The sequence below is a fragment of the Micromonospora sp. NPDC050397 genome (assembly GCF_044901685.1).
Lineage (GTDB): Bacteria > Actinomycetota > Actinomycetes > Mycobacteriales > Micromonosporaceae > Micromonospora_G.
This window is the reverse complement of the sequence record NZ_JBJDPS010000004.1, coordinates 657,614-683,431: the sequence shown is the minus strand read 5'-3', so window position 1 is coordinate 683,431 and position 25,818 is coordinate 657,614. Positions and strand designations below refer to the sequence as shown.

Genomic DNA, 25,818 nt, shown 5'->3' with positions numbered 1-25,818 from the left:
TTGAAGTAAAACACTGTTATGGTCACTTCACGCGTGAAGTTAATCGAGGAGGGATCATGAGCAAGGTCAAGTTCTACGCCACCCCCGGGTACGGCGAGACGCAGTTGACCAACATGCACTACAACCAGGCGGTACGCGTCGGCGACCGCGTCGAGACGTCGGGCCAGGGCGGGTGGGACGATGACTGGAACTTCCCGGAGTCCCTGGAGGACGAGATCGTCCGGGCCTTCGACAACGTTGCGCGAACCCTCGCTCTGGCCGGTGCGGCATGGAGTGACGTGATCGCCGTCAACTCGTACCACGTCCCGGAATCCAGTGAATTCATCGGCGAGGTGCACAACCGCGTCATGGTTGAACAATTCCGCAAGCGCATGGGCGACCGCGCGCCCATCTGGACGGAGACCGGTGTTCCGGCCCTCGGTGCGCCGAAAATGCGCGTCGAGATCCGCGTAACCGCGATCATCGGTCAGGATGCCTGACCGGTAGGTCGAACTCAGGCCGCCGTCAGGGCCAACGTTCGTTCGAACGGGCCTTCACCGCTGCCGGTGCGACCACGTTGGGCGGAGCGCGGCGCCGGCCGGGCCGCCGCCGGCCGCGCCCGATCGGCTACCGCGAGCCCCGACGCCGCACAGCCTGGTGGGATCGATCCTTAGTTCTGTGGAAGCGCGGCCGTGGCGATGACGGCGTTGTTGACGATGGTCGCTGTGACGGTTCGGGCGACCGCTTCGGCGGCAGCACCGGCTCCCCAGTTGCCCGCCTCAAGTTCCTTGGCGCGGGCGATCACAGGGGAGGTCCAGGGGATCTCGCGGTGGAACTGGGGCAGCGTGCCGCTCCCCGAGAGCAGCGCCGCGAGCGCGGCGACACGGGGCTGCGGCTCGGCACCCTCGACGAGCAGGTCGCGGACGTCGGCGAGCAGGCGTGATCGACGCCCGGTTCCGCCGTCCTCAAGGACGGCCGTGCGGAACAGGCCGAGCGCCCTACGGGTCCCCCGGCGAATGTCGCCACGTCCGATGAGCCTTTCCAGCAGCGGGCTACGCAGTGTCGGCCCGATCGCCGCGAGCACCGTCTGTACGTTTCGGGGCTTGACCGAGAGGTAGTCCCACGCTGAGCGCAAGATGTCATCCGAGGGAGGGTGATCCTCGACGGCCTCCACCCGATTCGTCCCGCCCCGACCGGAGCCGGTTCGTACGTGATCGCCGAGCCCGAGATCTGCGAGAACGGCTCCGGCCAGGGTGTAGAAGAGGGTGTTCTCTCCGGCGATGGTTCCGGTGCCCGACCGGAGGCCGGAGTTTGGCTGGAACAGGAGGAGCAGGAGATCCTCCGCCAGGGTCGGGGCCTCGGTCCGCTCCGCCGGACCGGACGTCTCGGTTGCGCCGTGTACGGAGGGTTCTTCGGAGTGCTGGGTCATCGGTCGAACCTTTCTCTTCGACGGCTCGGCCGCCGGATCATTCCGGTTCAGATGGAGCAGGTGGGCATGGTGGCCGGCAGCTTGAGGTCGATGAGGTAGTCCGCGGCGATGGTGTCGACGCACTCGTTCTTCCCGGACGAGACGATGGTGTGTCCCTGCCCTTCGACGGTCAGCAGGGCGCTGCCCAGGGTGTCGGCGAGGCTGATCGCACCCTGGTGCGGGGTGGTGGCGTCACCGGTGATCGAGATGACCAGGGTGTCCGGTAGGCCCTGGACGTTCTGCGCGTACGGGATGCCGAGCGTCGGCTGAGCCGGCCAGAACTCGCATCCGTCGCGTGCGCCCGCCGCAGGGTCTCCTCCGGGGTTCATGAAGGGCGCCACCTCGTAGGTCTTCACCCGCAGCCGGGTGGCGTCCTGCGGGGTGAGCCGTTGCTCGTCCATGCAGTTGATCGCGAACATCGCCTCGGTGGCGTTGCCGTTGACCACGGAGTCGGGCTCACCACCTTCGAGGTCGAAGGTCAGCCTCAGCAGCGTGTCGCCCCGCCCCTGCCGCACCTCGGTAAGACCACTCACGATCGCGGGCCACTTGTCCGGGCTGTACAGGCCCGCCATCACCCCACCGAGCGCCTCGTCGAAGTCGAGATCCTGGTCGAGCGCGGGCACCGGCTCGCCCCGTAGTGGCGCAACGATCGTCTGGAACGTGGACGTCCACGCCTTCGGATCGGTCCCCAACGGGCAGTCCGCCTTCTGCGCGCACGCGGCGGCCATCGCCTCGAAGGCACGCTGGAAGCCCCCGTACGCCGAGAGCCGCCGCTCGATCGTCCCCAGCCTCGGATCGACGGCACCGTCGAGAACCATCGCCCGCACTCGCTGCGGGAACTGCTCCGCGTACAGCGCGCCCAGCCGGGTGCCGTAACTCTGACCGAGGAACGTCAACTTCTCCTCCCCGAGCGCCGCCCGCAGCACGTCCATGTCACGAGCGGTCGTGCGCGAACCCATCTGCGTCAGCCCCTCCACACCCCCGGATCCCTTGGCGCAGCGGTCGAACACCGCCCGGGTGTCCTCCTCCGTCAGCGAGGCGGTCAGGGTCATCAGCGGGAACACCTGGTCGCCCCGGGTCGTGCCTCCCTCGGTGTAGCAGTCGGCCGCGGGCTTGGTGGCGCCAACACCACGCGGGTCGAACCCGACCACGTCGAACCGTTCGGTAATCCGACTCTTCGTCATCTGAGCCGCGACGCCCAGAGCACCCAGAATGCCGGAGCCGCCCGGACCTCCGGGGTTGAACAGCAGCGAGCCCTGCGACTGTCCCCGGGCGGCGAAACGCAGGACCGCGACGGTGGTACCGGTACCCTCAGGGTCGTCGTAGTCCAACGGCACACTCAGCCACGCGCACTCGGCCGGAGCCTTTCCGAAGATCTCCGCCTCACGCGGGCTGGTGGCGAAGTCGGCACAGCCCTTCCACTCCAGCTTCTGGCCGTAGTACCGCTCCAGCGCGGCACTGTCCGCGCTTTCGCCCGGATCCTTTTCCGTACCGGACGTGCACGCCACGATCGAAACCAGACCGACCACCAGGGCGATACCCGCGAAACCGAGTCGCCGTAGCGGCGGGCGACCCCTGCCGGAGCGAGACGCGATACTCGTCCTTCTGTTCACGATAGGGACTCCTTCACACGTTTCCGCCGAGTCGAGACTGTCCACACCGCGCCTGGCGCGATGCCTCCATGCCTCCATGCCACCAGCCGCCGCAGCCACCCGACAGTGGCGCCGTGTCACAGCCGAGACGTGACGTGCCGTCACTGTTGCCGGCACCGGAGCGTGCGAACAATGAGATGGTGACCCTAGGAGGGCCTGGTCCGGTCCGAATCTCGTTCTGTGCCCCGTGCGGCGATGCCGGATGAGGGCTCGGCCACCGCCGCCTCACCCGAAATCGCGGTGCGGTCAGAAGTGAAGTTCTCCGGTTTCGTCCTGCAGGGTTCCGGTCGGGCCGTCGCTATCGAGCGTGGCTAGGCGCACGACAACCCTTGCGCTTTCTTCCGGTGACCTTCCGACACCGAAGGCGGCGGTCATGTCGGTGGCGGTGGTGCCGGGCTCGAGCGCGTTGAACTTGATCCCCGGCTGGGATTTGGCGTACTGGATGGTGAGCATGGTGGCTGCAGCCTTTGACGCCGCATAGAGCGCAAGCGGCATGGCGAACTCCGGGCGGTCGGGGTTGGTCACTGCCCAGAAGGAACCCATGCTGCTCGAAACGGTGACCACCGTTGGGTTCGAGGACTTACGCAGCAACGGCAGCGCCGCCTCGGTCACCCGGACGATCCCGACGGCGTTGACGTCGAAAGCCCGCAGAGCGGTGGGGCCATCGACGATTTCGTTCGCGAGGACGCCCGCATTGTTCACCAGAACGTCGAGCCGACCCTCGGCCGAACCGATCGTCGCCAGCGCATCATTCACCGACGCGTCGTCGGTCACATCGAGTTGCACGAACCGGGCACCCAACGTTGCCGCCGCCCTCTCACCACGCTCCACGTCACGCGCGCCGATGTAAACGACATGGCCCAACTCCAGGAGCTGGCGTGCTGTTTCGAACCCGATGCCCTTGTTGGCACCGGTGATCAACGTGACGGTCATGCGTCTTCTCTCCTATTGAGATGCCTGGCACGGACGAGCCGCCGAAAACGCTACCCACGATTATCTGTGCCAACGAGTGCCCTCTCGTGCCAGGGGTATCGCAGGACCCCCTCTATCCTCTGCGGAGGGCATAGACTGGCGGGGTGAGTGAGACAACCAATGCCCTTGGCACCTATCTGCGTGCGCGGCGCGAGTTGGTGACGCCCGAGCAGGCTGGCATCCCTGACGTCGGTGTACGGCGTGTGCCAGGACTGCGGCGGGAGGAGGTGGCCATGCTCGCCGGCATCAGCGCCGACTACTATTTGCGACTGGAGCGGGGCCGCAACCGCAACCCGTCCATGCAGGTGCTGGAATCCATCGCCCGGGTCCTTCGTCTCGACGAGGACCATTTCGCTCACCTGCTGACGCTCGCCGTGGAGATGACCCGCAAACGCCGACGCCGGCCGCGCAAGGAGACCCCACCACCCGGCGTGCTCAAACTCCTCGACTCCCTCGTCCAGCCCGCTTTCATCGAGGACCGGTACTTCGACATCCTGGCCTCCAACAGTCTCGCCAAGGCACTTTCTCCCAGCCTCTCCACCGGGGGCAATCAACTGAAAGACCTGTTCCTGAATCCGGCCGAGCAGGCCCTGCACCCGGAATGGGAAGCCGTCACGGAATGCTTCATCGCCAATCTGCGACAGGCCGTGGGCAACGATGTTGACGATCCGCGCTTCATCGAGCTGACCGGAGAACTGGCCCTGGCAAGCCCTCGATTCCGTCAGCTTTGGGCCCGCCACGAAGTGCGCGGGCAACGCGGAACACCGATCCGGCTGAATCACCCGCAAATCGGCGAACTGACCCTCAACCGAGAAAGGCTAAGCATTTCCGGAACCGGCACCCTGATGCTGGTCGTCTATCATCCGGACGCCAACTCCGGCGATGCCGAAAAACTTGCCCTCTTGGCTTCCGCAGGGCTCGCCACCTCGAACACCGAACGGAAGCTCCATCAGCCCCGTACCGGGACTGGCAGCGCTGTGCCTGGCTGAACCTGTTCACCGGCAACCTGCGGCACGCGACCGCACCGCCCTGCCGTGACGGTGCGGCACCCCGGCCCGGGCCCTGGTCGAAGACGGAGATCTACGCAGTCCCCCTCCGAGGGCGTCGCCGTCGCGATGCCACCGGGCCAGGAACCCCAGCTTTCCGACCTCGCCGGCCGCCGTGTGGGGTCCGGCCACCGCGAGGCCCAATCGCTCGCGGTCAGCGCCGAGCTTTCGATGGTGATCGACCCTCCCCGAAGGTAGCTCGACGTCGATCCGACGACCGATGCAGCAAAGATCGAGGGACTGCTATCCCATGTCGCCTGGTGGTCTTTCGTGTGCCCAAAGTGTGCCCGGAACAGAGACCAAAAGCCCGCCCCCTGAAAGGCGGGGACGGGCTCTGAGCTGGTGTTCTCTTTGTAGCGGGGACAGGATTTGAACCTGCGACCTCTGGGTTATGAGCCCCGTCCAGGGTTCAAACCCCTGAGCGTCGAGCGTCTATTTTCCCAGCTCAGGCATGGTTTTTCGTGATCTCTGATGGCGTCTCATGTTGCCCTGTAGCGGGACGTCTGCCCGGACCACGCCCGGATGAGGATCTTGCCGCGAGCGCCACCCGTACATGATCTTGGAACAGATGTGACTGTCGACACAGCCCCAACCCATCGAGGGACACTGATCGCAGGCGTCCACCCGATGATGGTAGTAGCACTCGCTGGGGTTATTGCGCGACGACCTAGCGCGGCCCGGGTGGAGGTCGCCTCGGTCTAGCCGTACCTATCTGGCCACCTGAGTCCGTACGCCGACCTGCGGTGTCGGTTTTCATCAAGGAAGACCGACCGACCGGCGGGCCGTCGCAGGGCATCGAGTCGTTGGCACCAGTGAACACGCGAGCCATCAATACGGTCGGCGGCGACCAGGGCGAGGTGGGCGATGCTCAGGAGGATCCCGCTGGCCCTGGTGGGCCTGGTAACCCTTGCACTGCTCACCGTGGGCGGGTCCGCGACGATGGTGACGGGCAGTGGAAGCATCCCAGGGCCCGCAGCGTGCGGCCCGGAGCACCAGCCGGAGCGGGCGCCACACAGCTTCGTCCAGACCGCCAAGGACTACACCAGGACCGATCTCCTCATGGAGAGCGACGCGGTCATCCGGGCATCGGCGATCGACTCGACACCCATGGTCGAATATCCGTGGCCGCCCGAGCCGGAGGCACCCTCGATGCGGTACACGCTGACGACGGTCCGGGTCTTGGAGGTGTTGTGGGTTGCTCCGACACCCCGCACCAGCCGTAGAGATGAGGTACGCGTGGGCGGCAGGATGCCCCTGACGCAGGCGTCCGCGGAAATGGCTCGGGATCCGGGACTGGCGCCACTGCTCAACCCTGCGTGTGAATACCTGATCTACGTTGTGCGGAACAGCGACCCGAGAAGGGGTGCGCCCCCGGCTCTCGGCTGGCATATCACCGGCGGCCAAGGTGTCTACCGGCTCGACGCTGGCCCAACCGGTTCACCCCGGTACGTGTTCTCGGGAGGGGGAGAGCCTCCTCTACCTTCGGTCCTGGAGGTAGCCGCCGTACGTTCGCGTACCTTCCTCGACTGATAGGAAGCGTCCCGGCTCCCGGTGATGTGCACAGCCGGGACCGCGCGGACGAGGCGAAGTCCGTATCGGCGGCGGACCCGGTGTTTGCGGAGGCTGAGGTCGGCCCCGCCGCCAGCCGACGACCGTACTACTAAGCCCAGGCACCCGCCCGGCTGGGCTCCCGGGTACACCTCCGAGTCGCCGGACGTCAGGTGGTAGTGCCGAGTAGTGCGTTCAATGGGTCGGGTCTCACCGGTGCTACGGGGTTGGTCAGGGCGTCGCGCACCGTGGGCAGAGCACGTTGTTGCACGCCGTCGTTGACGAAGGCATACCGGGCAGGGATCACCTCGCCGGCCTGCCACTTGTCGCGGAAGCTCTCGATCGTGCCGGAGTACGGATCACGCCCGGGGTGGTCGGTGCGCTGGATGAGGCCGAATGCCTGCAATCGTTCGATGCTGTTCCAGGTGGTGCGGGTGAGGCGCAGGTTCGTCTCTCGCTCGCGGCTGACGATGAAGAAGCTGTTGTGGTCGGACGGTTGAACCTGCGCCTGTGCCCAGCGCAAGGCCAGGTAGCAAGCCAACTCGGTGTCCGTCAGGGCGAAGATCCACAGGTTCGTGAAGAACTCCCGAGGGACGGAGAAGTGTTGCTCCTCGGCGACGGTGTAGCGGGCCTGCCTGTCCGGGTTGCTGTCCTCGGCAAGCAGTGTCAGCTTGTCGAAGTCGCGGCGTCGCCGCCCGACCTTCGCCATGGCGACGTCGAGTAGCCGGTGCTGGGTCTCCAGCGCCACCAACGCCTCCTTGATCTGCCGCTCGCGCAGCCGGCGCACGGTCTGCCACGGCATGGGCTGCGCGTTCTTGCGGTCGGGAGCGGACAGGACAAGTTCGCTCCAGGACCTGTACGGGCCGTTGTTAGGCGACACGGGCCGAACGTTGCGAGCTCCGCTTCCGGCCTCGTGCCGGCACTGGGCGTCGAACAGCATCAGCAGGTACAGGCGCAGTTGCAGTCCCTTCGACTGAATCAGCCGCGGCAGCGCGGGACCATGCGCATCCTCGGCCGAGGTGAACACGAACCCGTCCCGGATCCATACCTCCTCCGGCTGCCGCCCGGGCTTGTCGTCGCCCTTTTTGCCGCCGGTTCTCCACAGGTGGCGCAGGTTGTCGGTGACGACCTCCTGTAGGTGACGGGCCTCTCGGCCGTCGACCGCCTGCTCCAGTGCTCCGAGGACGCGCAGCCGCCGCTCCCGCGTCCAGGCGGCCGAGGGGGAACCGGTCGAGATGCTCACTTGCGGCCTCGCACGACGCTGGCGTACCGGGTCAGGTGCGTGATCACGGCCAGGTAGTGCCGCCGCGTGGCCGGGCGCCGCGCGGCCAGTGCGGCGAGGGCGACGACCACCACGCAGACGGTGATCAGAGCCGTCGGGACGACAGCCACCAGTATGGTCGCCCACCCAGTCTGGGCGAACAGGTCACTCATGTGTAACGCTCTCCTCAAGGAATATCGGCATGAGGTCCTGCCCGCTGGCGCTTTCTCAGGGCCACCAGCGGGCGGGCCTTCGTGTTCGCTCCGCGTCGGCTGACACGCTCACGATTCCATAGTGCGGACGGCGAGAGTCCCTGTCGCGCCGCGCACATGGGGGGCGCTACCCCTCTCAACCCAACTAGACGCGCGCCCGTGGTTGCGTATCTGGTTGGGTTGAGAGGGGTCGGCTGAGGGGCACAGGATTTCTTCAAGATTTTTTCCTGGGTCGCCACGCGGCCCAGGCATACACCCGAGCGAGCGAGTGACTCAGTGGCGCTGACGCGAATGGCCACGTCGTGACTTCAGTTCGGCGGCCCATGCCTCCCACGCGGTCCAGCCGCCACGAAACGTCCGCCGCTCCCGCTCGTCATCCTGCGGGGTCGGCGCTGGCGTACGGAGAAGGAAGAGCTTGTTGGGCTTGTCACCGGTTGGCGGATGCTCGTCGGTCATGCGCTCGACGAGCACGGCCGATTCGTCGCGTACATGCCGAAGATCAAATTGGCCGGGTAGCCCGAAGATCGGATGGAGCAGCCGGGTGCCGACCTCGGCCGGGGAGGGTCCCCCGATCCATTCCAGGTTCCACTGATCCCTGCTGCCACGGGTCGGGACTCCCAAGGATCCGCTCAAGACTCGGTGCCGACGGAACAACGAGCTTGCAAGGTGAACAGGACCACGGACTCGCCGAATTCGCCTCAACTGGTTCTTCTCGTCGACAGACACCGTTGAGGCGTGCTCTCCCTGCCACAGCCACCGCCTGCACTGGTCTGTATAGGACTCATCGACGAACCGTACTGCGGCCGCCCACGTCCGCGCGTTGACGCCAGCGAAGATGAGTCGCGCCCGTGGTGTCGTCTCGAGCAGCACCAACTGGACGTGCCTACGACCCTGCTGGTAACGCAGCCCCGGAACTCCGTCGACCTGGTATTCCGCAGTCTGCGGTAGCAGGTGCAGCAGGAGAGGGCCGAGCCCAAACTCGTCCAGGTGCACAGTGACGTCCTCGGAGTCGGGCGGTCCTAAGCTGATCGACGACACGGCGTGTGCCGGACGCAGGGCGCTCGCGGGAGGGCGGATGCCGAGATGATCGACCGCTTCCGCCACGGCCAGGAAAACTACGGCCTCAAGCTCCTGCTGGCCGCAGAACTGCGCCTCAGGTAGCAGGATGCGGCGGACCGATTCCCTCAGACGCGGGGCAGGCCGCCCAAACTACGGGTGGGTCCTCGCAGCTCAGTCGCCCGGCCGATCCGAGGCTGGGTTCGATCCGCCGACCTCGCCACCAAACCTTTAACTAACCGAGTAGTTGACAGGAACCGGCGTCGCGACCTATCTTTTGCCTAACCGGTCAGTCGACAGCAGGCCACAAGGGGCCTGCCTGGACAACACCAAGCGGCACCGGCGGCGGACGTTCTTCAACTATCTGTTCACTTGATTGGAGTCATCGTGAGCGCACGAACCTCCCGGAATTCGGCCTCGGCCGGGCACTGGACCCCGGACGAGATCGGTGACCTGACCGGTCGTACCGCGTTTATCACCGGCGGGAACAGCGGCATCGGTCTGGAGACGGCTCGGGTACTCGCCCGCTACGGGGCGCGGGTCATCCTCGCCGGCCGCGATCAGGGCAAGCTCGACCTGGCGGTCGCCGAGCTGCGTGGCACGCAGCGGGACGCGCTGGTCGACACCGCCGTCGTGGATCTCGGCTCGCTGGCGTCGATCGCCGCGGCGACGTCCCGGCTGGCCCCCTCGGAGACGATCGACCTGCTGTTCAACAACGCGGGCGTGATGAACGTGCCCGAGCGGCGGACGACCGTGGACGGGTTCGAGCTGACCTTCGGCACCAACCATCTGGGCCATTTCGCGCTCACCGCCAGTCTGCTGCCGGCGCTGCGCCGCTCATCGGCGGCGCGGATCGTCACGGTCAGCGCGATCGCGGCGACCTGGCGGATCGGACGGCTCGACGACCTGATGAGCGAGCGGCGGTACGGCGCCATGCGGGCGTACGCGAAGTCCAAGCGCGCGAACGTCGTCTTCACCCAGGAACTCGCCCGCCGGCTGGCCGGGACCGGTATCGAAGCGGTTGTGGTGCACCCCGGATCGGCGGTGACGAACCTTCAGCGGCACAGCCAGGGCCTGCTGTCCCGGGCTGTGATCGCGCTGACCCGCAATGTCGTGATGGGTTCGCCCGAGGGTGCGGCTTGGCCGTCGCTGTACGCGGCCACCAGCCCCGACGTCGCAAATGGCGGCTTCTACGGTCCGGCCGGCCGGGACCAGACCTCGGGCACTCCGAAGCAGGTGGCGCTGCCCGACCGCGCCGACGACCCCGCCGAGGGTAACCGGCTCTGGACCGAGAGCGAGCGCCTCACCAGCCTGCGTCTCACCATCTGACCCCTCCCGCGTTCCCCTCACTCACTTCCTTGGCACAGGAGCATCTGATGATTGATCCCCGCCACCCCTTCGCGGGGAAGGCCGCCCTGGTGACCGGCGCCGGTACCGGCATCGGCCGGGCCACCGCCGAGCAACTCGCCCGCGAGGGCGCCACCGTAATCCTCCTCGGACGGCGCCGGGCCCCTATCGAGGAAGTTGCCAACGGGATCACCGCCACCGGTGGCACGGCGTACGCGTTCCCGGCCGACGTGAGCGATCCGGCCCAGGTCGAGGCCGCCGTCGCGTTCGCGGTTGAGCGCTGCGGCGCGCTTCACCTCGCCGTCAACAACGCGGGTGTCTCCGGCGGCCACGCCCGGCTAATGGACCTGGGCATCGACGCCTACCGCGAGGTCATGGGCGTCAATCTCGACGCGGTCTTTTTCGGAATGAAGTACCAGATCCCGGCGATCATCGCTGCCGGCGGTGGGGCGATCGTGAACGTGACCAGCGTCGACGCCGACCGGGGCCACGTCGACTACGCCGCCTACACCGCCACGAAGCACGCGGTACGCGGCCTCACCCGTGCCGCCGCCCTGGAGAACGCGACCACCGGCGTACGAATCAACGAACTTCAGCCGGGCGTCATCGCCACGCCGCTGTCGCAGACCGACCCCGAGGCCACCGCACGGGCCGAGGCCAAGGTACCGATGCGCCGCTCCGGCCACCCCTCCGAGGCCGCCGAAGCGATCTGTTTCCTGCTTTCCAACCGCGCCTCCTACATCACCGGAACCCACTTCTCCGTCGACGGCGGCTTCCTCGCCTGACAGGCGGCAACCCCAACTCGTCAACCCTCACCCCCGGAAGGAACGCACCATGACCAGCCACCCGACCCTCAGCCTGCTCGTCGAAGGCATCGACCCGGCCGTCCTCGACGCACAGCGGCAGGTCAACGCCATGATCGCTCAAATGCCGCACCCCGATCTGCACACGCCCGAGGGCCTGGCCACCCTCCGCGCGGGCACCGCGAACAACCTCGGCGGCACCCAGATCACCCCCACCGAACGGCACGTCGACGGCCCCGGCGGCCCGATCCGACTCCGCATCTTCTCCCCGCCCTCACCCCGCGCCGTGCTGTACCGCATCCACGGTGGCGGCTGGGCCGCCGGCGCCCCGGAAGACGACGACGTACTCAACGACCGCATCGCCCGGTCCACCGGAACCGTCATCGTCAGCCCCGACTACCGCCTGGCACCCGACGTCACCGTGCCCGACCAGATCACCGACACCGTCGCCGTCGCATCCTGGCTAGGACGCAACGCGCGAACCGAGTTCGGCACCGACACGCTCCTGACCGGCGGCATCTCCGCCGGCGGGCACCTCGCCGCGGCCACCCTCCTCGCCCTGCGCGACGCCGACGACCCCGCCTTCGGCAAGTTCGTCGGGGCCCACCTCGACTGCGGCGCCTACGACCTCGGCATGACCCCGAGCGCCGCCACCGCCACCGAACAGACCCTGATCCTCACCCGCGCCTGGCTCGACGACCTGCTCGACCTGGGCCTGCCCGGCCACACCGTCGAGCAGCGCCGTACCCCGCAGCTCTCTCCCGCCCTCGCGGACCTGACCGCCTTCCCGCCGACGCTGTTCACGGTCGGCGACCTCGACCCGCTCCGCGACGACTCGATCATCCTCGCCGCCCGCCTGCGCCTCACCGGACGGGAGGCCGATCTCGACGTGTGGCCCGAAGGCGCGCACGCCTTTACCAACATGGCCACCCCACTGAGCGAGATCGCCCTCCAGCGTACGACCGACTGGATCAACACCCTCCTCGACCGGGTCCGCTGAACGCACCGTGGCCGGTGGCGAAGAGATTGTTCCGCCACCGGCCACGACGACAGGCCCCCATCGCGACCCCCGCGCGGACAAACCGTGGCCCCGTACAGAAAGACGCTCCATGACACTCACCGCCTCCCGTCGCGCGGCAGAACCTGCCGCGCCCTCCGGGCCGCCGGTCCGGCTCGCGCGGCCGGATGCCGCGGTGATCACGGCGTTGCTCGCCGCCACGTTCGTCGTCGTCCTCGCCGCGACGGTCATGACCGTGGCGATCCCGCCGCTCACCCACGACCTGTCCGTACCGGCAACCTCGGCGCAGTGGCTGACCACCGGCTACATGCTCACGATGGCGATCGTCATCCCGGTCATGGCGTTCCTCGCCCGCCGTTTCCGGCTGCGCCCGCTCTACACCACCGCCATGAGCCTGTTCCTGGCGGGAACCCTTCTGAGCGCGACCGCCCCGGCTTTCGAGACACTCCTGATCGGCCGGGTGGTCCAAGCGACTGGTGCCGCCATCATCACCCCACTCATGCTCACCACGGTCGCCACGCTCGTCCCGACCGCCGTTCGCGGTCGCACGATGGGCGGGATCACGCTGGTGATGGCGGTCGCCCCAGCTGTCGGCCCGACCGTCTCCGGCCTGGTCGTCGATGCCCTGGGATGGAGGGCACTGTTCTGGCTCACCCTCCCGATCGCGGCGGCCGCCTTCGTCTTCGGACTTCTCGTCGTCCGCGACGTCACCGAGCCGAAGCCGGCGCGCTTCGACCTGGTCTCCGCCCTGCTCTCCGCGACCGGGTTCAGCGGCGTCATCGTCGGTCTCGCCCGCCTCGGCGGGACCGCGAGCTCCAACAGCGCCCCGGCCGCCTGGGCGTCGCTCGCGGTCGGTGTCATGGCACTCGCCCTGTTCACCCGGCGGCAACTGCGGCTCGGCGACCGCGCACTCGTCGATCTGCGCACCTTCCGCTCGCCGGGCTTCGCGACCGGAGTGGCACTGCTCGCCCTCACGATGATCGGCCTGTTCGGCGCCCTGCTTCTGCTCCCGCTGTACCTACAGGAGGTACGCGGCCTCACCACCGCCCAGACCGGACTGGCCCTGCTTCCCGGCGGCATCACCGCAGGGGTCCTCGCCCCCATCGTCGGCCGCATCTCCGACCGGCACGGCCCGGGCGCCGCGCTGCTGCCGGGCGCGATCGTGCTCTCGGCGACGTTCTGGACGCTCGCCGCCACCGATCACGCCCCCTACGGCTGGGCGATCGCAGCCCACATCCTGCTCAACGTCGGCATCGCGTTCCTGATAACCCCCCTGTTCACCGTCGGCCTGAACGCGACACCCACCACGCTCTCCCCACACGCCAGCGCGATCCTCAACACCGTCCAACAGGTCGCCGGAGCAGCCGGAGGCGCCCTGCTGATCACGGTCACATCAACAGTCGCCAGCCACCTCACCGCTGGCGGCGCGAGCCAGCGAATCGCCATCGCCACCGGCATCCATGGCGGCTTCCTGACCGCCGCGATCGTCTCCCTCAGCGGCATCGGCCTGGCAGTCGGTCTCGCACGGTCGACACGACCCCGCACGGAGGAACCAATCGAAACCCGACGGTAACCGCGGGGAGCGCCATGGCCCTCGGATGCCGTACGACGCCTTGTCATCCCTGGCCCCGCCGGGACCGGCCAGCCATAACGGCCCGGCCGAACCCTAGGGATGCCTACTCACCGAACGGAGCTGACCATGGAACCGAAGATCTGGTACGTCACCGGAGCGAGCCGCGGGCTCGGTCGGGCGGTCGTCGAGGCCGCTCTCCGTGCGGGCGAGCGCGTTTTCGCCACCGCCCGCAAGCCCGAGGCACTGGGCGAACTGGTGACGCGCTACCCCGACGCACTGCGGACCGCGGCGGTCGACGTCACCGACCTCCCCGCCGTCACGGCATCCATTGCCAGGGCACTCGACGCGTTCGGCCGGATCGACATCGTCGTCAACAATGCCGGCTACGCAAACCTCTCCGCGATCGAGGACACCGACCCTAACGACTTCCGCGCACAGGTCGACACCAACCTTTTCGGCGTCGTCAACGTCGCACAGGCCGTACTCCCGACCCTCCGCGCACAAGGCGCCGGGCGAATCATCAACATCTCCTCCCTCGGCGGCCTGGTAGGCACCGTCGGCCTCGGCGCCTACCAGGCCGCCAAATGGGCGGTCAACGGCTTCACCGAAGTCCTCGCCCAAGAGGTCCGGCCACTCGGCATCAAGGTCACCGCGATCGAGCCCGGCGGCATCCAGACCGACTGGGCCGGCACATCCATGACCGTCCCGCCGGTCAGCGCCCCCTATCAACCCACCGTCGGCTCGTTCGCCGACCTGCTCGCGCAGATCCGTGGAACCGTCGGCGGCGACCCCGCCCTCGTCGCCGACGCCGTCCTGCGACTCAGCCGAATCGACGAACCCCCGGTACGGCTACTCCTCGGTACCGACGCCATGATCGGCGCACGCCAGGCCGCCCAAGCGCTCGCCGAATCCGACGCCCAGTGGGCCGAGTTCTCCCGCTCAGCCGACCGGCCCGACGCCACCCCGGAGGAACTCGACCCACTCGGCATCCTCTCCACCGACCCGGCGGCGGTCGTGCACCGTTTCGTCGACGAGGTCATCAACGGCGGCAACCTCGACATCCTGCCCGAACTCTGGGCCGACGACCTTCGCTGGCACGGCGGCAGCCTCGGCGAGACCCACGGTCTGCCCGCCTACAGCAAACAACTCGCCGACGCCCACGAGGGCTCCTTCACCGGCATGCGCCTCACCATTCACGAGACGATCGTCAAAGCCGACACGGTCGTACTGCGCTTCACCAACAGCGGCACCCAGACCGGCCCCTTCATGGGCGCCCCCGCCACCGGCCGGCACGCCGAATGGCTCGGCATCGGCATCTACCGCATCCGTAACGGCAAGATCGCAGAAGCGTGGTTCGGAGAGGACGTCCTCGGCATGCTCCTCCAACTCGGAGCGATCACCCTCCCAGCCTGAACATCCCCACCTCCCGGGCTGGCATGGCCGGCCCCGCCAGCCCGGATCACATGCAGCCTCGACACCTCCCAAGGAGTAGACATGCAAGAACTTGCCTTCGAGACGCTGGGCCAAGGCCCGGCACTGATCCTGGTACACGGAACCAGTAGTACGCCGAACGGAACCTGGGGACCGGCCATGAAAGAGCTGGCCAGGTCCTACACCCTGCTGCTCCCCCACCTGCCCGGATCAGGCGACAGCCCCCTTCCAGCCTCCCCGCTCGACGCTGAGGTGATCGCCAGCCAAATCGCCGACGTCGCAACGCGGGCCGGTCACGAACGGTTCGCGATCGCCGGCGCGTCGCTCGGCGGGCCAATCGCGATCAAAGTCGCCGCCAGGTATCCCGACCGGGTGACCCACCTCGTGTCGGTAAACGGATTCTCCCGGGCACGCGCGGGGCTACGACTTCGACAGCAGATCTTCGAGACGGCTCTACCGCTGGGCCCCGACGTCACCGGCAAAGTACTACTCACCTTCGGTCTGACCGAGCAGGCCGCAGAAAGCCTGCCGGACAAAATCCTCAACGACATGGCACGGCAGATCGGCTCCTCGCTGGCACCCGGTACGAAGGAACAAATCGCTCTGACCTGCACCATCGACGTCGACGCCGACCTGGCCTCCATCACCGCACCGACCCTGCTGATGGTCGGCACCCAGGACAACTTCGTCGACCCCGTCCACTCCGCGCACCTGGCGGAACGCATCCCCGGCGCCAAGATCCTACGGTTCGAGGGCGGTCACGGCGTGATCATGGAACAGACCGAACGGGTCCTCCGAGCCATCACCGAACTGACCACTGCCCTGAGCTGAGCACCGCGACGCGCCGCTGCGACAGATCCAGATACGGCCGGCTCATCCCTGGAGGAGGCCGATACCGGTGGATGATACGAGCATCGACGGGATCGGGGCCGATCCTTCTGGGTCACCATCGGTAGCACCCGCACCGCAGCCATCAAGGACTCGCACCTAGGGAGAGCCTATCCCAAATGATCAAAGCAGCGACGGCATCATGCCGGTGGCCGCCTGCACGCCGACGCGGCGGCGGAACACCGAGGTCACGCAGGGCGCGTGAACAGCTGATCGACGCCTGAGAAGGAAAGGCGAGCAGAGTCGGCGGTGTTGGTTCGGGCAGTCGCCGTAGCCAACACCGCCGGCAGCCGTGGAGGCTCAACGGGACGCGCACCCAGGTCGACCTGCGGCCCCAGACGCGGTCGTTGTTCCTGCGTATCGTCGAGCCTGGCTCGTCGCGTACGCGCCGCGAGCAGCGCCCCGCCGGTTCGACCGGTGGGCACCGAAGACACTGGTCGGAACGGCGGGCTCCGACCGGATCAGCCGGCCACGCTCGGGAGGGGAGCATGGCGGATCCCACCAGTCGGCCTTGGCCGTCACGCGCTCCCGGTGGTCTCGCTGAGGCGTCGAGCCAGTTGGTCCGCGTACCGGAGCGAACTCGGCAGGCGGTCCCGGGCCAGCACCAGGTTGCCCTCGCCCTGCGCATCGAGAGCTTCGGGAGTCCAGGCCCGTCGCCATCGGGTGTCGCCGGCGCGGGAACGCGGGAGAGGTGATGGACATCGAAGTGGCCCTTTCCGGGGTCGTGGTGTTCCCGATGGCGGGGCGTGTTCATCGCGGAGCGGCGGCAGCAGCGGCTCAAGCGAGGAGGCCGCCCGACGATGGATGCCCCAGCCAGGCCGGACCGACAGACCGATGAGGCGAGTTCATCCTGAAGCTGACAGGTAGCAACTATCTGGTTAGTTGCAGCGAAGGCACGAACCCAGTAGAGCGACCCACGCAACCGATCTCGACATCGACTCGACCAACCCCATGCCTGATTCACCCGCGCTGCCGAGGGGCAGGGGCCGCGGGTTTGGGCAGGACAAAAGCCCAGGCAGTGGCGCCGGGCCAGGGAATAACGGCTCTTTCGAGCCCGGCCTGTCAGGCATCACCGGTTCCGCGGCTGTCCCGGTCACACCGTCGCAGAGGCGCCGACGTCAACGTGCCCAACACGGCTCAGCCACCGCTTTCATCTATCCGGTTAGTCGGATAGAGTGTCGGGATGATTCGAGACGCCCAGGCCACCCAGCAACGGCTGCTTGACGCCGCCGCGGACGAGTTTTCGACGTATGGGATCGCGGGCGGCCGCGTCGAGCGGATCGCCGCCGCCGCGAAGAGCAACAAGGCACAGATCTATCACTACTTCGGCAGCAAGGAGCAGCTGTTCGACGCCGTCCTGGACGCGATCGTGAGCCGGACAGCAAGCGAGGTGCCGATCGACGTCAATGACCTACCCGGCTACGCTGGGCGGCTGTTCGACCGCTACGAGGACGACCCCCGCATCGCCCGCCTCGCCACCTGGTACCGCCTCGAACGCACCGGCGACCCCGAACAGATCGAAGTGCTCTCAGACACCATCCGCGACGAACTACAGCAGATCCGCCGAGCACAGAAGGCTGGAATTCTTCCCTCACGGTATCGGCCAGCCGATCTGCTGAACCTCGTGCTACACCTGTCGTTCCTGTGGGCATTCGTGTTTCCGGAGCTGAAGGGTCAGTTTGCGAAGGTTTCTCGGACACATCGCCGGCGCATCCTCACAGAAGCGGTCAAGGCGCTACTGACGCCGGACGCCAGCCCGACGAGCAGGGGCCCCGATCAGCAGGACGGCTCGTCCTAACTCTTCTGGCCCACTCTCCTGCTGCATAGCGGTTCCCGGCCGAATCGATCACCTGCCCCGGGTGCAGCTTCACGCCCGTACTGTTTCACCCCGCCGCAGCCGGTCCGTCCGGACGGGGAATCGATGTCGCCGCGGCCAGCCCTGTGCGAGCGCCGAGGCGTCGGCAAGGGCCGTTGCCACGACGGGAGGTGTTTTCCGGTGATGGCTCGCCCCGCTCACCCTCCGGTTCGCCGCTTCGTTTTCACACACGGGCTGGCACGTGATGGACACGCGCCTCGGACTGTGGCAGATCACATCGGTGGGGTCGGCGGCGAAGAACACCGACGCCAACCCCACCGATCTCGTATCAGCGGTGCAGGATCTTGGCGACACTGGCGGCTGCTGCGGCTCCGTCGCGCAGGCCGATCTCGACCGCTCGCGGACGGATTTTCGGGTCGAGGGCCTCGCGGATGAGTTCCGGCGCGTCGGGCCCGCCGGTGATTCGGATCACTTGGAGACCCCCGGCCTCGAGCTTGTTGAGCGCCTCCTCCTCGACTGTGTTCGACAGGTTCGGGGTCGGCATCCCGATGTAGATGATGGCGTCCAGGTCTTTTTCCGCGACCAGGTCGGCGGCGAAGGACGTTCGCGGGGCGTCGGTGTAGTGCTGCCCGTTGATCTCGACGGTCGGGAGGAAACCGGGGACGGCGGCGGAGGACGCGACCGCTGCGGCAAGCGGGACGCCGTCAGTGCGCTTCCAGAGCACGGTCTTGCCGGTTTCGGCGGTCACGGAGGTGGGGCGGAAGTCGAGCTCGGGCCAGTCCGCGCCGGGCAGCATCGTCCCGACGTACGCGACGAAGTCCGCGCTGGAGATGGGGACCGGCGCCTTCATCGCCAGTGTCCCGACGGCCCGGCCTCGTTCCTCGATGGTCCCCTCGGTTGATCCGAGCGCCGCGATGATCTCCGTGGGAATCGCGCTCATGCCGCCACCCGCCGCCACCGGCGCCGTCTTCACGTCACCCGAACGCTCCTTCTCCACGAGTTGGTTGAGGTCGAGCCCCGCGCTGAAGTAGCTTCCGGCGAGTGCGCCCGCAGAGGTCCCAACGACGACGTCGACAACGTCAGGCGTCAGTTGCGCCTGGTTTCCCAGAGCGGCGAGCACGCCCGTCTGCCACGCGATGCCCGTCTCGCCGCCACCGCCGAGCACGATCCCGACGCGCGGCCGTTCTGCTTCGGCCGGTGCAGGATCGGCCGTCGTCGACGAGCAAGCGGTGGCGACCAGCGCCGTCGCGGCCGCCGCCGTCGCGATCAGGGTCCGCGTCCCGCGACGCTCTCCCGAGCTGGTCTTGTCCTTCATCTTCGTTCCTCACTATCAAGACTCGCTCCCCGGGGCATGGTGGAAGACCACCGCCCGGAAGCTGACGGCATCCGGCTTAGTTCCTGACCGGTTAGTTGAACTAAAGCATCTCCCACACCCGAAAGTCAACTATTCGGTTAGTAAGTAGGCCTCGTACCGCATGGGTCCAGCCACCAAGTCGCCAACCACGCTCCGACCGGTGCTCCGACCGAGCGAGCGCCCGTAGATCGGGATCAGCCACGTCAGGTTCGTCCACCGCCTTCGCGATCCGAGCATTGAGCCGGCAGCGGACCACGCGAACCCAGGGGCGACCGAGGGACGGAGCGATCTCGCACACAAAGCCTGCTGACCATGGTTGACGATGCTGCCACCAGCCACGTAGCTTTTTCCTAACCGGTCAGTCGACGGCCGGAAGATACAGGAAGTGGTCGCTCAACAGCGACGCCCCACCCGGGCGGCTCCCACCACCACAACCACCCCAGCCGGGCGCACGGGGGCGGACGCGGATCAGCCGCGGTGCTGCCCGCAAGTGCCGTTATCAGCGGCAGGGACGCAGATATCCGCACTCGGGTCGCCTGATCTCATCGACGTCTGATGGTGGAGAGGTAGCTCGCGCTCGTCATCAAGCCGCATTGCCCACGCGACTGGACAGGGACGTGGTCAGAGCCGACGTGGTAGATCCTGATCTCCAGGCTTGACGCCGGCGTGAATGAGGTCCCAGACCACAATCGCGGCCAGGACGGCAACGACCGCTCCGGTAACCAGAAGGGCGGGCTGCCCGACCAGCGCGGGAGCGCAGGCGACGAGTACACCGAGCCCGATGAGCCGTGGGGCGGCGACTCCGACGAACACATGGCGTCCCAGTAGAGCGTGTCCGGCGAGGAAGAGGACGGGACCGGCGGTGAAGACCGCGACCCAGACGGTCGGAGCCGCATGGGTCGGCCGCGAGATCACCAGTTCATCCGAGGTGGTGACGGCGACGATGCCCGCCACCATGAGCAGGTGGGCGAGTCCGGCCTCCCTTGTCCGAACCTGCGGATCCGGCATCCCGGCGAAGGTCGGGCCGAGTTTCTCCCGGATGCGGTGAAAGTAGATCCAGAAGAACAGGACGGTGATCCCGAACGACAGGGTGGCGGCGGCACCCCGGTGAAGGCTGAAATCGTGGTCATGCACGGCTTGTCCGGTCACCACGATTGTCTGACCCAGCGCGATGAGGATGAACTGGCGGTACCGCTCGGCGAAGTGCTGGCTCGCGAGGTTCAGTTCTCGGCTCGTGGTACGTCCGAGTCGGGGTGTCGGCCACCCGACGAGAGCCGCCAGGTAGTCGATCGCGATGGCTCCTCCCCAGAGAATCAGACGAGCGTCGCCCTCTACCATCGCCCCGGCGAGCCACGGTACCGCCGAGATGACGAACCAGAACGTGGTACGCAGTGGCCTGAGGCCAAGTTCGTCCCGGCGCAGGGCGATCGCGAGAATCGAGGCGCGGCCCAGGTTGATCGCGATATAACTGATCGCGAAGAGCAGTCCTCGCTGTTCGAACGATTCCGGGATGGCGGTCGAGAGTATGAGGGCACCATAGGTGGAGCCAATCACCAACAGCTGCAACCGAATTGTTCGTGAGTCCAGGCTGTCGGTGAGCAGGTTGGTGTAGGCCCAGACCCACCAGATCGCCATCAGTACGATCAGCGTCTGGTATGCCCCGACCCAGTGCAGCCGCTCGGACAACATCTGCGACAGCCGAAACAGGCTGAACACGTAGACCAGATCGAAGAAGAACTCGACAAAGGTGATCGGCTTCGGCCGCTGCAGGTCGCGGATGAGGTCAGACCGCCTGCCCATCGGCTCCGCCCACTCCGTCCTCTCTGGTGTTCGCTCCTGGGCGGCCCACACACCGACAGCCCTTTCATCCCCTTCTTCATGATATGGAGCATTCACGGGATTTGCTCGGATATGGAGATCTCACGTTCCGGCAGACCACCAGCCGTGACCAGAATCAAGGAGGCGTTTGGAGCAAACGGGCGGTCTCCCTTCCCGGAGCAAGGGTCGGTTCCACAGCCCGCACGTGAACGATGACCTGCGGCTCCCAGATCATGTGCGTGCGCGAGAAAAGACGAGGCGGGCCCCGGCGGCCGTCTCGGTCGACCGCACCTACAGATTCAGGCCAACAGTCTGCGCTTTCCGGTAAGTACGACCTCCGGTCGCGACCCGTGGCCTACCACCGTGGCAGCCCAGAGGATCCGAATGCACCCGCTCTGCGGCAGCTTCCCGACGGTCCGAGCGGTCTCGGCAGCAGGCCGACCCCCAGCACGGCCCGCAGGTCGATCATGTTGCCCGGATCCGCTCCGCCTACAGACGCCGCGCAGGCTACCTCCAGATGTAACACAAGGTGTTCGTAGTGGCCATAATCCACCCATCTAAGGGGTTCAGGGGACTACGCGGAAAAAACTCACGTAAATGCCGAGAGGATCAGAGTTGAGTTGTCCACCGAGAAAGGGACAGACATGCGTAAATTCTCCACCTTCGCAGGCGTCGCGGGAGTCGGCGTGGTGCTGGCTCTGGTCGCAAGCACGCCTTCGATGGCCCACAACGTCCACGGCAAGGGTCCGAGGGTCGAGGTGGCCCAGCGTGATGGCGGCGCCGACGCGGGCAGTCCCCCAGCGGACCACACGCTCGTCACATTCAAGGGCGGGATCGGGGTCCAGCCTGTCTCCGCGGGTAATGGGCAGGATCTCGTAGCGGACACCGTCAACCGCAACGTCGTCAGAGGGGTGCAACCCGCCGCCCAGCCTTGGCGGATCGGTGCCCTCGAGGCCAAGGTGAACGCCGACGGAAGGATCAAGGTCCACGCGAAGGGTCTTGTGTTCGCCGGAGGCGACACGGTCGGGACCGCCCTCATGATCGGGCCCACCGGAGAGGCAGTCGGTTTCAACGTGTTCGCGACACTCATCTGCGAAAACCTCGCTCCGTTCGTCGATCGCAACACAGGAGCCGTCCCCCTGAGTGAAGACGGCGAATTTGTCATCGACGACGTGCTGTCGCCCCCGCCGCCGGATTCCTGCGCGACGCCTGTGCTGCTCATCCGAAACGAGGGCAACCAGGCATGGTTCGCAGCCGGCATCCGGCAATTTGACGACGACTCACCGCGCTGACTTCCCGCGAGCGATTTTGCAGCGCAGGGAGGCCAGGAACTCGCCGGTTCCTGGCCTTCGGCCCGAACTGGCCAGCGTGGGTACGAACGCCCCGCCAGTGGTGGTTCGTTAACGTGCGGGCACGGCACCGTAAGATCCATCGCTCCTAAGGCTTCTGGTTCCGACGGCGCCGTGCCCGCACGCACGTCACCGCCTGCCCTGCTGTGTCTGACCGGCAGCCAGGGATTAAGGCAGATGTCGCAGAAGGGTACGTGAGTCTGGGGAGTGGGGGTGCGCAGAGCCGACCTGCAGCCATTGCCGGCAGCCCCGTTGCTGCGATCAAGCTGTGGCTCTTGCCCTCGCTACCGGAATGGGTGTTGGAAGACCTCGGGTGGCCGCTGTGCCCCGCTAGTTCAGTCCAGTAGGCGACGGACGGCGTCCGCGACAATGTCGCGTCGCTGGTCAGGCGGGCATGGCGCGGTGGCGGCGTTGAACTCGGGGGATGTGGTGGTCCAGAGCGCGGCGATGTGCAGAATGAGAGCCAGTAGCGCATCGGGGGTGTAGTGCGTGGGGAGGATCCCGTCAGCCTGGGCGCGCCTGATCGCGTCGATCTTGTCATGGAAACTGTCCACGACGGCGGGAAGTGGGCCGCTGTCGGCGCGTTCGAGCCGGTACCAGGTGGCCAGCCGGGCGACCTCAGGGTGGCGGTCGTAGCCATCAGCGAGCGTGGCGGCATAGCCGGGCAGGTCCTGCACGTCGATCGGAATCTCGCGTACGGCCTCGGCGACAAGGGCATTGAACACCGCCTCGAACAACGCCTCCTTGCTGCCGTAGTAGTGGTAGATCTGCGCCTTGTTCGCCCGGGCCGCGATGGCGATCCGGTCGACCCGTGCCCCGGCGATGCCGTGTGCGGCGAACTCGGCCGCAGCGGCGTTCAGCAGCCGGGCGCGCGTGGCGTCTGAGTCTCGAAACATGCAACAAACAATACCTACCAACCTTCCAGTTGACAGTCCATCGTCCCGCCATCTAATCTTTGGACTAACCGGTTGATACACCGGGGGCCACCTGCCCGTGGAGCGTGGCTGTGACCCCGACGCGGGACTCCCGCTCCGACAAGCCCTTCGGTGACCAGTGCGGCTTGAGCCACCTAGCACAGCTCGCTGTCGGCCAACTGCCCGAACCGCCACCTCGAAACACCGGTGGCCAGAAAGGAGAAGGACCATGGCCACCAGCGCCAGGACCAGTGCCAACACGGAGGTCGTCCGCCGGTTCCTCGACGGGGCCGTCAACGGCGAGAGCCTCGACCTCATCGACGAACTCCGGGCCCCGACTGGCCTGGCGCGGCGGCAGTCTTGGCGAGATCCATGGCATCGACGCCTACCTCGGGTCAGTCGTCCAGCAGCCGCCGAGGACTCAGGGCGGCGGAAAAGCCCGCCGAGCATCATGACAGTCCCCGCAGCCTCTTGATACTGGTTTCCGTTTTCATTTGCTCTATGCTCTCCGCAGACCACTGGCGCGCCGGGCCGAGCGACGGCGAGGTTGACGAAGGGCATGTCGCGCGTCCGGACGCCGCCGCATGTCGCCGTGCGATGAACCCGTCACCGTACCAGGAAAGGACATAAGCATGAGTGCAAGCGTGGCCGATCCGTACCCGATCGCCTCGGGAACGTTCCTCGCTGCCGCTGGACTGCGGCTCGAGGAACTGGCCGTGAAGGGTCTGAACAGCATTGTTCGCGGCAAGCTCGACGTCGACGAACGCCATCACACGCCGTGGGGAGTTGTCCACGGCGGTGTCTGGGCGACCGCGATCGAGTCCGCCGCCAGCCTCGGGGCGTCGGCCGTGGTGCAGGAGCGTGGCCAGTTCGCGGTAGGCGTCGACAACCTCACCGATTTCCTGCGGCCGGTACGTGCGGGCACGCTCGTCGTAATCGCACGACCTGCGCAGATCGGCCGGTCGTTGCAGCTGTGGGAGGTCGAGATCAACGACGCCGAAGGCAGAACGGTGGCCCGCGGTCGGGTCCGCCTGGCCAACCAGAGCCTGCCCTCCGCCTGACCGGCATCCCGGACCAATCGCCCTGAGTTGGCTCCTGCCATAGTCCGTTGAGGTCTGCTGAGCCCGGACGCCGAGCGTGTCCAGCTTGAGCAGGACCGAACGGCGTCCTGGGCGAGAGCGGCGGGCGCCAGATCGTTGTCAGCAGAACGACTTCATGAGACACGACGTGAGACGGACCCTGGTGATGTCATCTGTAACAGCTCAGAAGAGGCCGCGGGTTGGCTTGATGTGGGTTCTCTGGGTGGCAGTAGCGGTCGACGCGGTGGTGACGTTCGTACCACTGCCGTTACCGGGCCTGCTACTGACGGTGCTGAGCCTACTCGCGGAGCTCGTCTTCGCCGTGGTACACGGACTGCTGTTCTACCGGTGTCGCGGAGTGTTGATGTTCGTGCTCCTCGCCCTCGTCGTCAGCAACGCCCTGGAAAACCTAGGTGTCCTCACGGGGGTGCCCTTCGGAAATTACCACTACACCGACGACCTGGGCCCGAAACTGTTCCTGGTGCCCGTACTCATTGGTCCGGCCTACTTCGCGATCGGCTACGCGGCCTGGGTGATCGGCACCATCCTGTTCGGTGAGGTCCGCCGGGGATCCCGCTGGCTCGTCACCGTCGGAACGCCGCTGATCGCCTCCTTCGTCATGGTCGCCTGGGATCTCTCCATGGACCCCCAGTCCTCGACACTGCGCGGACGCTGGTTCTGGGAGGACGGCGGCGGATTCTTCGGGGTGCCGCTGAGCAACTTCCTGGGCTGGTCGGTCACCGTCTACCTGTTCTACCAGCTCTTCGCGCTCTACCAGCGACGGTGGGGCGCCCAACCGAAGTACTCGGAACCACTACCCAGGTCCTACTGGCTGCTGCCCGTGCTCGCGTACACGGTCGTCGCCCTCGACTACGTCGTCACCTACCTGACCGGCGGCCACGACGGCGTACCCACCCAGGTCACCGACGCCACAGGACACGTTTGGCATGCTGCTGACATCTACGAAACCTCCGCCTTGATGGCCATCTACACGATGCTGTTCCTGGCGATCTTCGCGGCGTTGAAGATCGCTCAACGTCCGCGGGCCACCGACCGCCCGGAACCGGTTCAAGCCGGCGCGGTGGACACGCCGGCCGGTTGCGCAAATGAAGCGGTGTCCGCCACCCCACGCGCGGCACGGTGAGCCTTGATCCTCTAACTGGCAACGCGGAGCAAGGACGCCGACGGCCATCCGGGCGCGGGCCCGGCCCGGATCTCGATACTCGCCGGTCGC

The 25,818-nt window shown here is 67.0% G+C and carries 22 protein-coding genes; 13 read left to right on the top strand and 9 right to left on the bottom strand.

Annotation, left to right across the window (positions count from 1 at the left end; genetic code table 11):
• Positions 1–56: 56 nt before the first annotated feature.
• Positions 57–479 carry a RidA family protein gene (locus ACI2K4_RS18720; protein ID WP_404512923.1) on the top strand — a complete coding sequence of 141 codons (423 nt, stop codon included), beginning with the start codon at positions 57–59 and terminating at the stop codon, positions 477–479.
• Between the two features lie 170 nt (positions 480–649).
• Here ACI2K4_RS18720 and ACI2K4_RS18715 read toward each other — a convergent pair whose 3' ends face one another.
• From ACI2K4_RS18715 to ACI2K4_RS18705, 3 genes are all read right to left on the bottom strand, one after another.
• The gene (locus ACI2K4_RS18715) at positions 650–1,408 is read right to left on the bottom strand and encodes a GPP34 family phosphoprotein (protein ID WP_404512922.1); all 759 of its coding nucleotides are present in this window, start codon (positions 1,406–1,408) and stop codon (positions 650–652) included.
• A 47-nt stretch (positions 1,409–1,455) separates the two neighbouring features.
• A complete protein-coding gene (locus ACI2K4_RS18710; RefSeq protein WP_404512920.1) occupies positions 1,456–3,060 on the bottom strand; it encodes an alpha/beta hydrolase in 1,605 nt (534 codons plus the stop codon).
• Positions 3,061–3,345: 285 nt separating this feature from the next.
• Positions 3,346–4,032, bottom strand: coding sequence for an SDR family NAD(P)-dependent oxidoreductase (locus tag ACI2K4_RS18705; protein ID WP_404512918.1), 687 nt, complete (start codon positions 4,030–4,032; stop codon positions 3,346–3,348).
• 143 nt (positions 4,033–4,175) lie between these two features.
• Here ACI2K4_RS18705 and ACI2K4_RS18700 point away from each other — a divergent pair, with 143 nt between their 5' ends.
• Together ACI2K4_RS18700 and ACI2K4_RS18695 are read left to right on the top strand one after the other, a co-directional pair.
• Positions 4,176–5,060, top strand: coding sequence for a helix-turn-helix domain-containing protein (locus ACI2K4_RS18700; protein WP_404512916.1), 885 nt, complete (start codon positions 4,176–4,178; stop codon positions 5,058–5,060).
• Positions 5,061–5,981: 921 nt separating this feature from the next.
• The gene (locus ACI2K4_RS18695) at positions 5,982–6,647 is read left to right on the top strand and encodes a hypothetical protein (RefSeq protein ID WP_404512914.1); all 666 of its coding nucleotides are present in this window, start codon (positions 5,982–5,984) and stop codon (positions 6,645–6,647) included.
• Positions 6,648–6,834: 187 nt separating this feature from the next.
• On the opposite strand, the gene ACI2K4_RS18690 is transcribed toward ACI2K4_RS18695, so the two are convergent.
• The 3 genes from ACI2K4_RS18690 to ACI2K4_RS18680 form a co-directional block, all read right to left on the bottom strand.
• A complete protein-coding gene (locus tag ACI2K4_RS18690) occupies positions 6,835–7,908 on the bottom strand; it encodes a hypothetical protein (protein WP_404512912.1) in 1,074 nt (357 codons plus the stop codon).
• On the bottom strand, positions 7,905–8,099 hold the full coding sequence (locus tag ACI2K4_RS18685; RefSeq protein WP_404512910.1) for a hypothetical protein: 195 nt from the start codon (positions 8,097–8,099) through the stop codon (positions 7,905–7,907). The genes ACI2K4_RS18690 and ACI2K4_RS18685 overlap by 4 nt, the downstream gene beginning before the upstream one ends.
• Positions 8,100–8,411: 312 nt before the next feature.
• Positions 8,412–9,242, bottom strand: a complete 831-nt coding sequence (locus ACI2K4_RS18680) for a hypothetical protein (RefSeq protein ID WP_404512908.1) — start codon at positions 9,240–9,242, stop codon at positions 8,412–8,414.
• Positions 9,243–9,581: 339 nt separating this feature from the next.
• Here ACI2K4_RS18680 and ACI2K4_RS18675 point away from each other — a divergent pair, with 339 nt between their 5' ends.
• From ACI2K4_RS18675 to ACI2K4_RS18645, 7 genes are all read left to right on the top strand, one after another.
• Complete coding sequence (locus ACI2K4_RS18675) at positions 9,582–10,523, top strand: oxidoreductase (protein WP_404512906.1); 942 nt, start codon at positions 9,582–9,584, stop codon at positions 10,521–10,523.
• Positions 10,524–10,570: 47 nt separating this feature from the next.
• Positions 10,571–11,326: an SDR family NAD(P)-dependent oxidoreductase gene (locus ACI2K4_RS18670; RefSeq protein ID WP_404512904.1), complete on the top strand. Its 756-nt coding sequence runs from the start codon at positions 10,571–10,573 to the stop codon at positions 11,324–11,326.
• A gap of 49 nt (positions 11,327–11,375) precedes the next feature.
• Positions 11,376–12,344 carry an alpha/beta hydrolase gene (locus tag ACI2K4_RS18665; RefSeq protein ID WP_404512902.1) on the top strand — a complete coding sequence of 323 codons (969 nt, stop codon included), beginning with the start codon at positions 11,376–11,378 and terminating at the stop codon, positions 12,342–12,344.
• Between the two features lie 193 nt (positions 12,345–12,537).
• A complete protein-coding gene (locus ACI2K4_RS18660) occupies positions 12,538–13,935 on the top strand; it encodes a DHA2 family efflux MFS transporter permease subunit (protein WP_404512900.1) in 1,398 nt (465 codons plus the stop codon).
• A gap of 126 nt (positions 13,936–14,061) precedes the next feature.
• Positions 14,062–15,348: an SDR family NAD(P)-dependent oxidoreductase gene (locus ACI2K4_RS18655; RefSeq protein WP_404512898.1), complete on the top strand. Its 1,287-nt coding sequence runs from the start codon at positions 14,062–14,064 to the stop codon at positions 15,346–15,348.
• Positions 15,349–15,429: 81 nt separating this feature from the next.
• On the top strand, positions 15,430–16,197 hold the full coding sequence (locus tag ACI2K4_RS18650; protein WP_404512896.1) for an alpha/beta fold hydrolase: 768 nt from the start codon (positions 15,430–15,432) through the stop codon (positions 16,195–16,197).
• A 1,240-nt stretch (positions 16,198–17,437) separates the two neighbouring features.
• Positions 17,438–18,052 (top strand): TetR family transcriptional regulator, encoded by a 615-nt coding sequence (locus ACI2K4_RS18645; RefSeq protein ID WP_404512894.1) that lies wholly within the window; start codon positions 17,438–17,440, stop codon positions 18,050–18,052.
• A 346-nt stretch (positions 18,053–18,398) separates the two neighbouring features.
• On the opposite strand, the gene ACI2K4_RS18640 is transcribed toward ACI2K4_RS18645, so the two are convergent.
• Entirely contained in the window at positions 18,399–19,385 is a 987-nt protein-coding gene (locus tag ACI2K4_RS18640) for a patatin-like phospholipase family protein (protein ID WP_404512892.1), read from the bottom strand.
• Positions 19,386–20,045: 660 nt separating this feature from the next.
• Positions 20,046–21,224, bottom strand: coding sequence for a low temperature requirement protein A (locus ACI2K4_RS18635; RefSeq protein ID WP_404512891.1), 1,179 nt, complete (start codon positions 21,222–21,224; stop codon positions 20,046–20,048).
• A 662-nt stretch (positions 21,225–21,886) separates the two neighbouring features.
• Here ACI2K4_RS18635 and ACI2K4_RS18630 point away from each other — a divergent pair.
• The gene (locus ACI2K4_RS18630; RefSeq protein WP_404512889.1) at positions 21,887–22,534 is read left to right on the top strand and encodes a hypothetical protein; all 648 of its coding nucleotides are present in this window, start codon (positions 21,887–21,889) and stop codon (positions 22,532–22,534) included.
• A 392-nt stretch (positions 22,535–22,926) separates the two neighbouring features.
• On the opposite strand, the gene ACI2K4_RS18625 is transcribed toward ACI2K4_RS18630, so the two are convergent.
• A complete protein-coding gene (locus tag ACI2K4_RS18625) occupies positions 22,927–23,487 on the bottom strand; it encodes a TetR family transcriptional regulator (protein ID WP_404512887.1) in 561 nt (186 codons plus the stop codon).
• Between the two features lie 650 nt (positions 23,488–24,137).
• Here ACI2K4_RS18625 and ACI2K4_RS18620 point away from each other — a divergent pair.
• A complete protein-coding gene (locus ACI2K4_RS18620) occupies positions 24,138–24,566 on the top strand; it encodes a PaaI family thioesterase (protein WP_404512885.1) in 429 nt (142 codons plus the stop codon).
• 226 nt (positions 24,567–24,792) lie between these two features.
• Positions 24,793–25,728: a carotenoid biosynthesis protein gene (locus ACI2K4_RS18615; RefSeq protein WP_404512883.1), complete on the top strand. Its 936-nt coding sequence runs from the start codon at positions 24,793–24,795 to the stop codon at positions 25,726–25,728.
• Positions 25,729–25,818 lie beyond the last annotated feature (90 nt).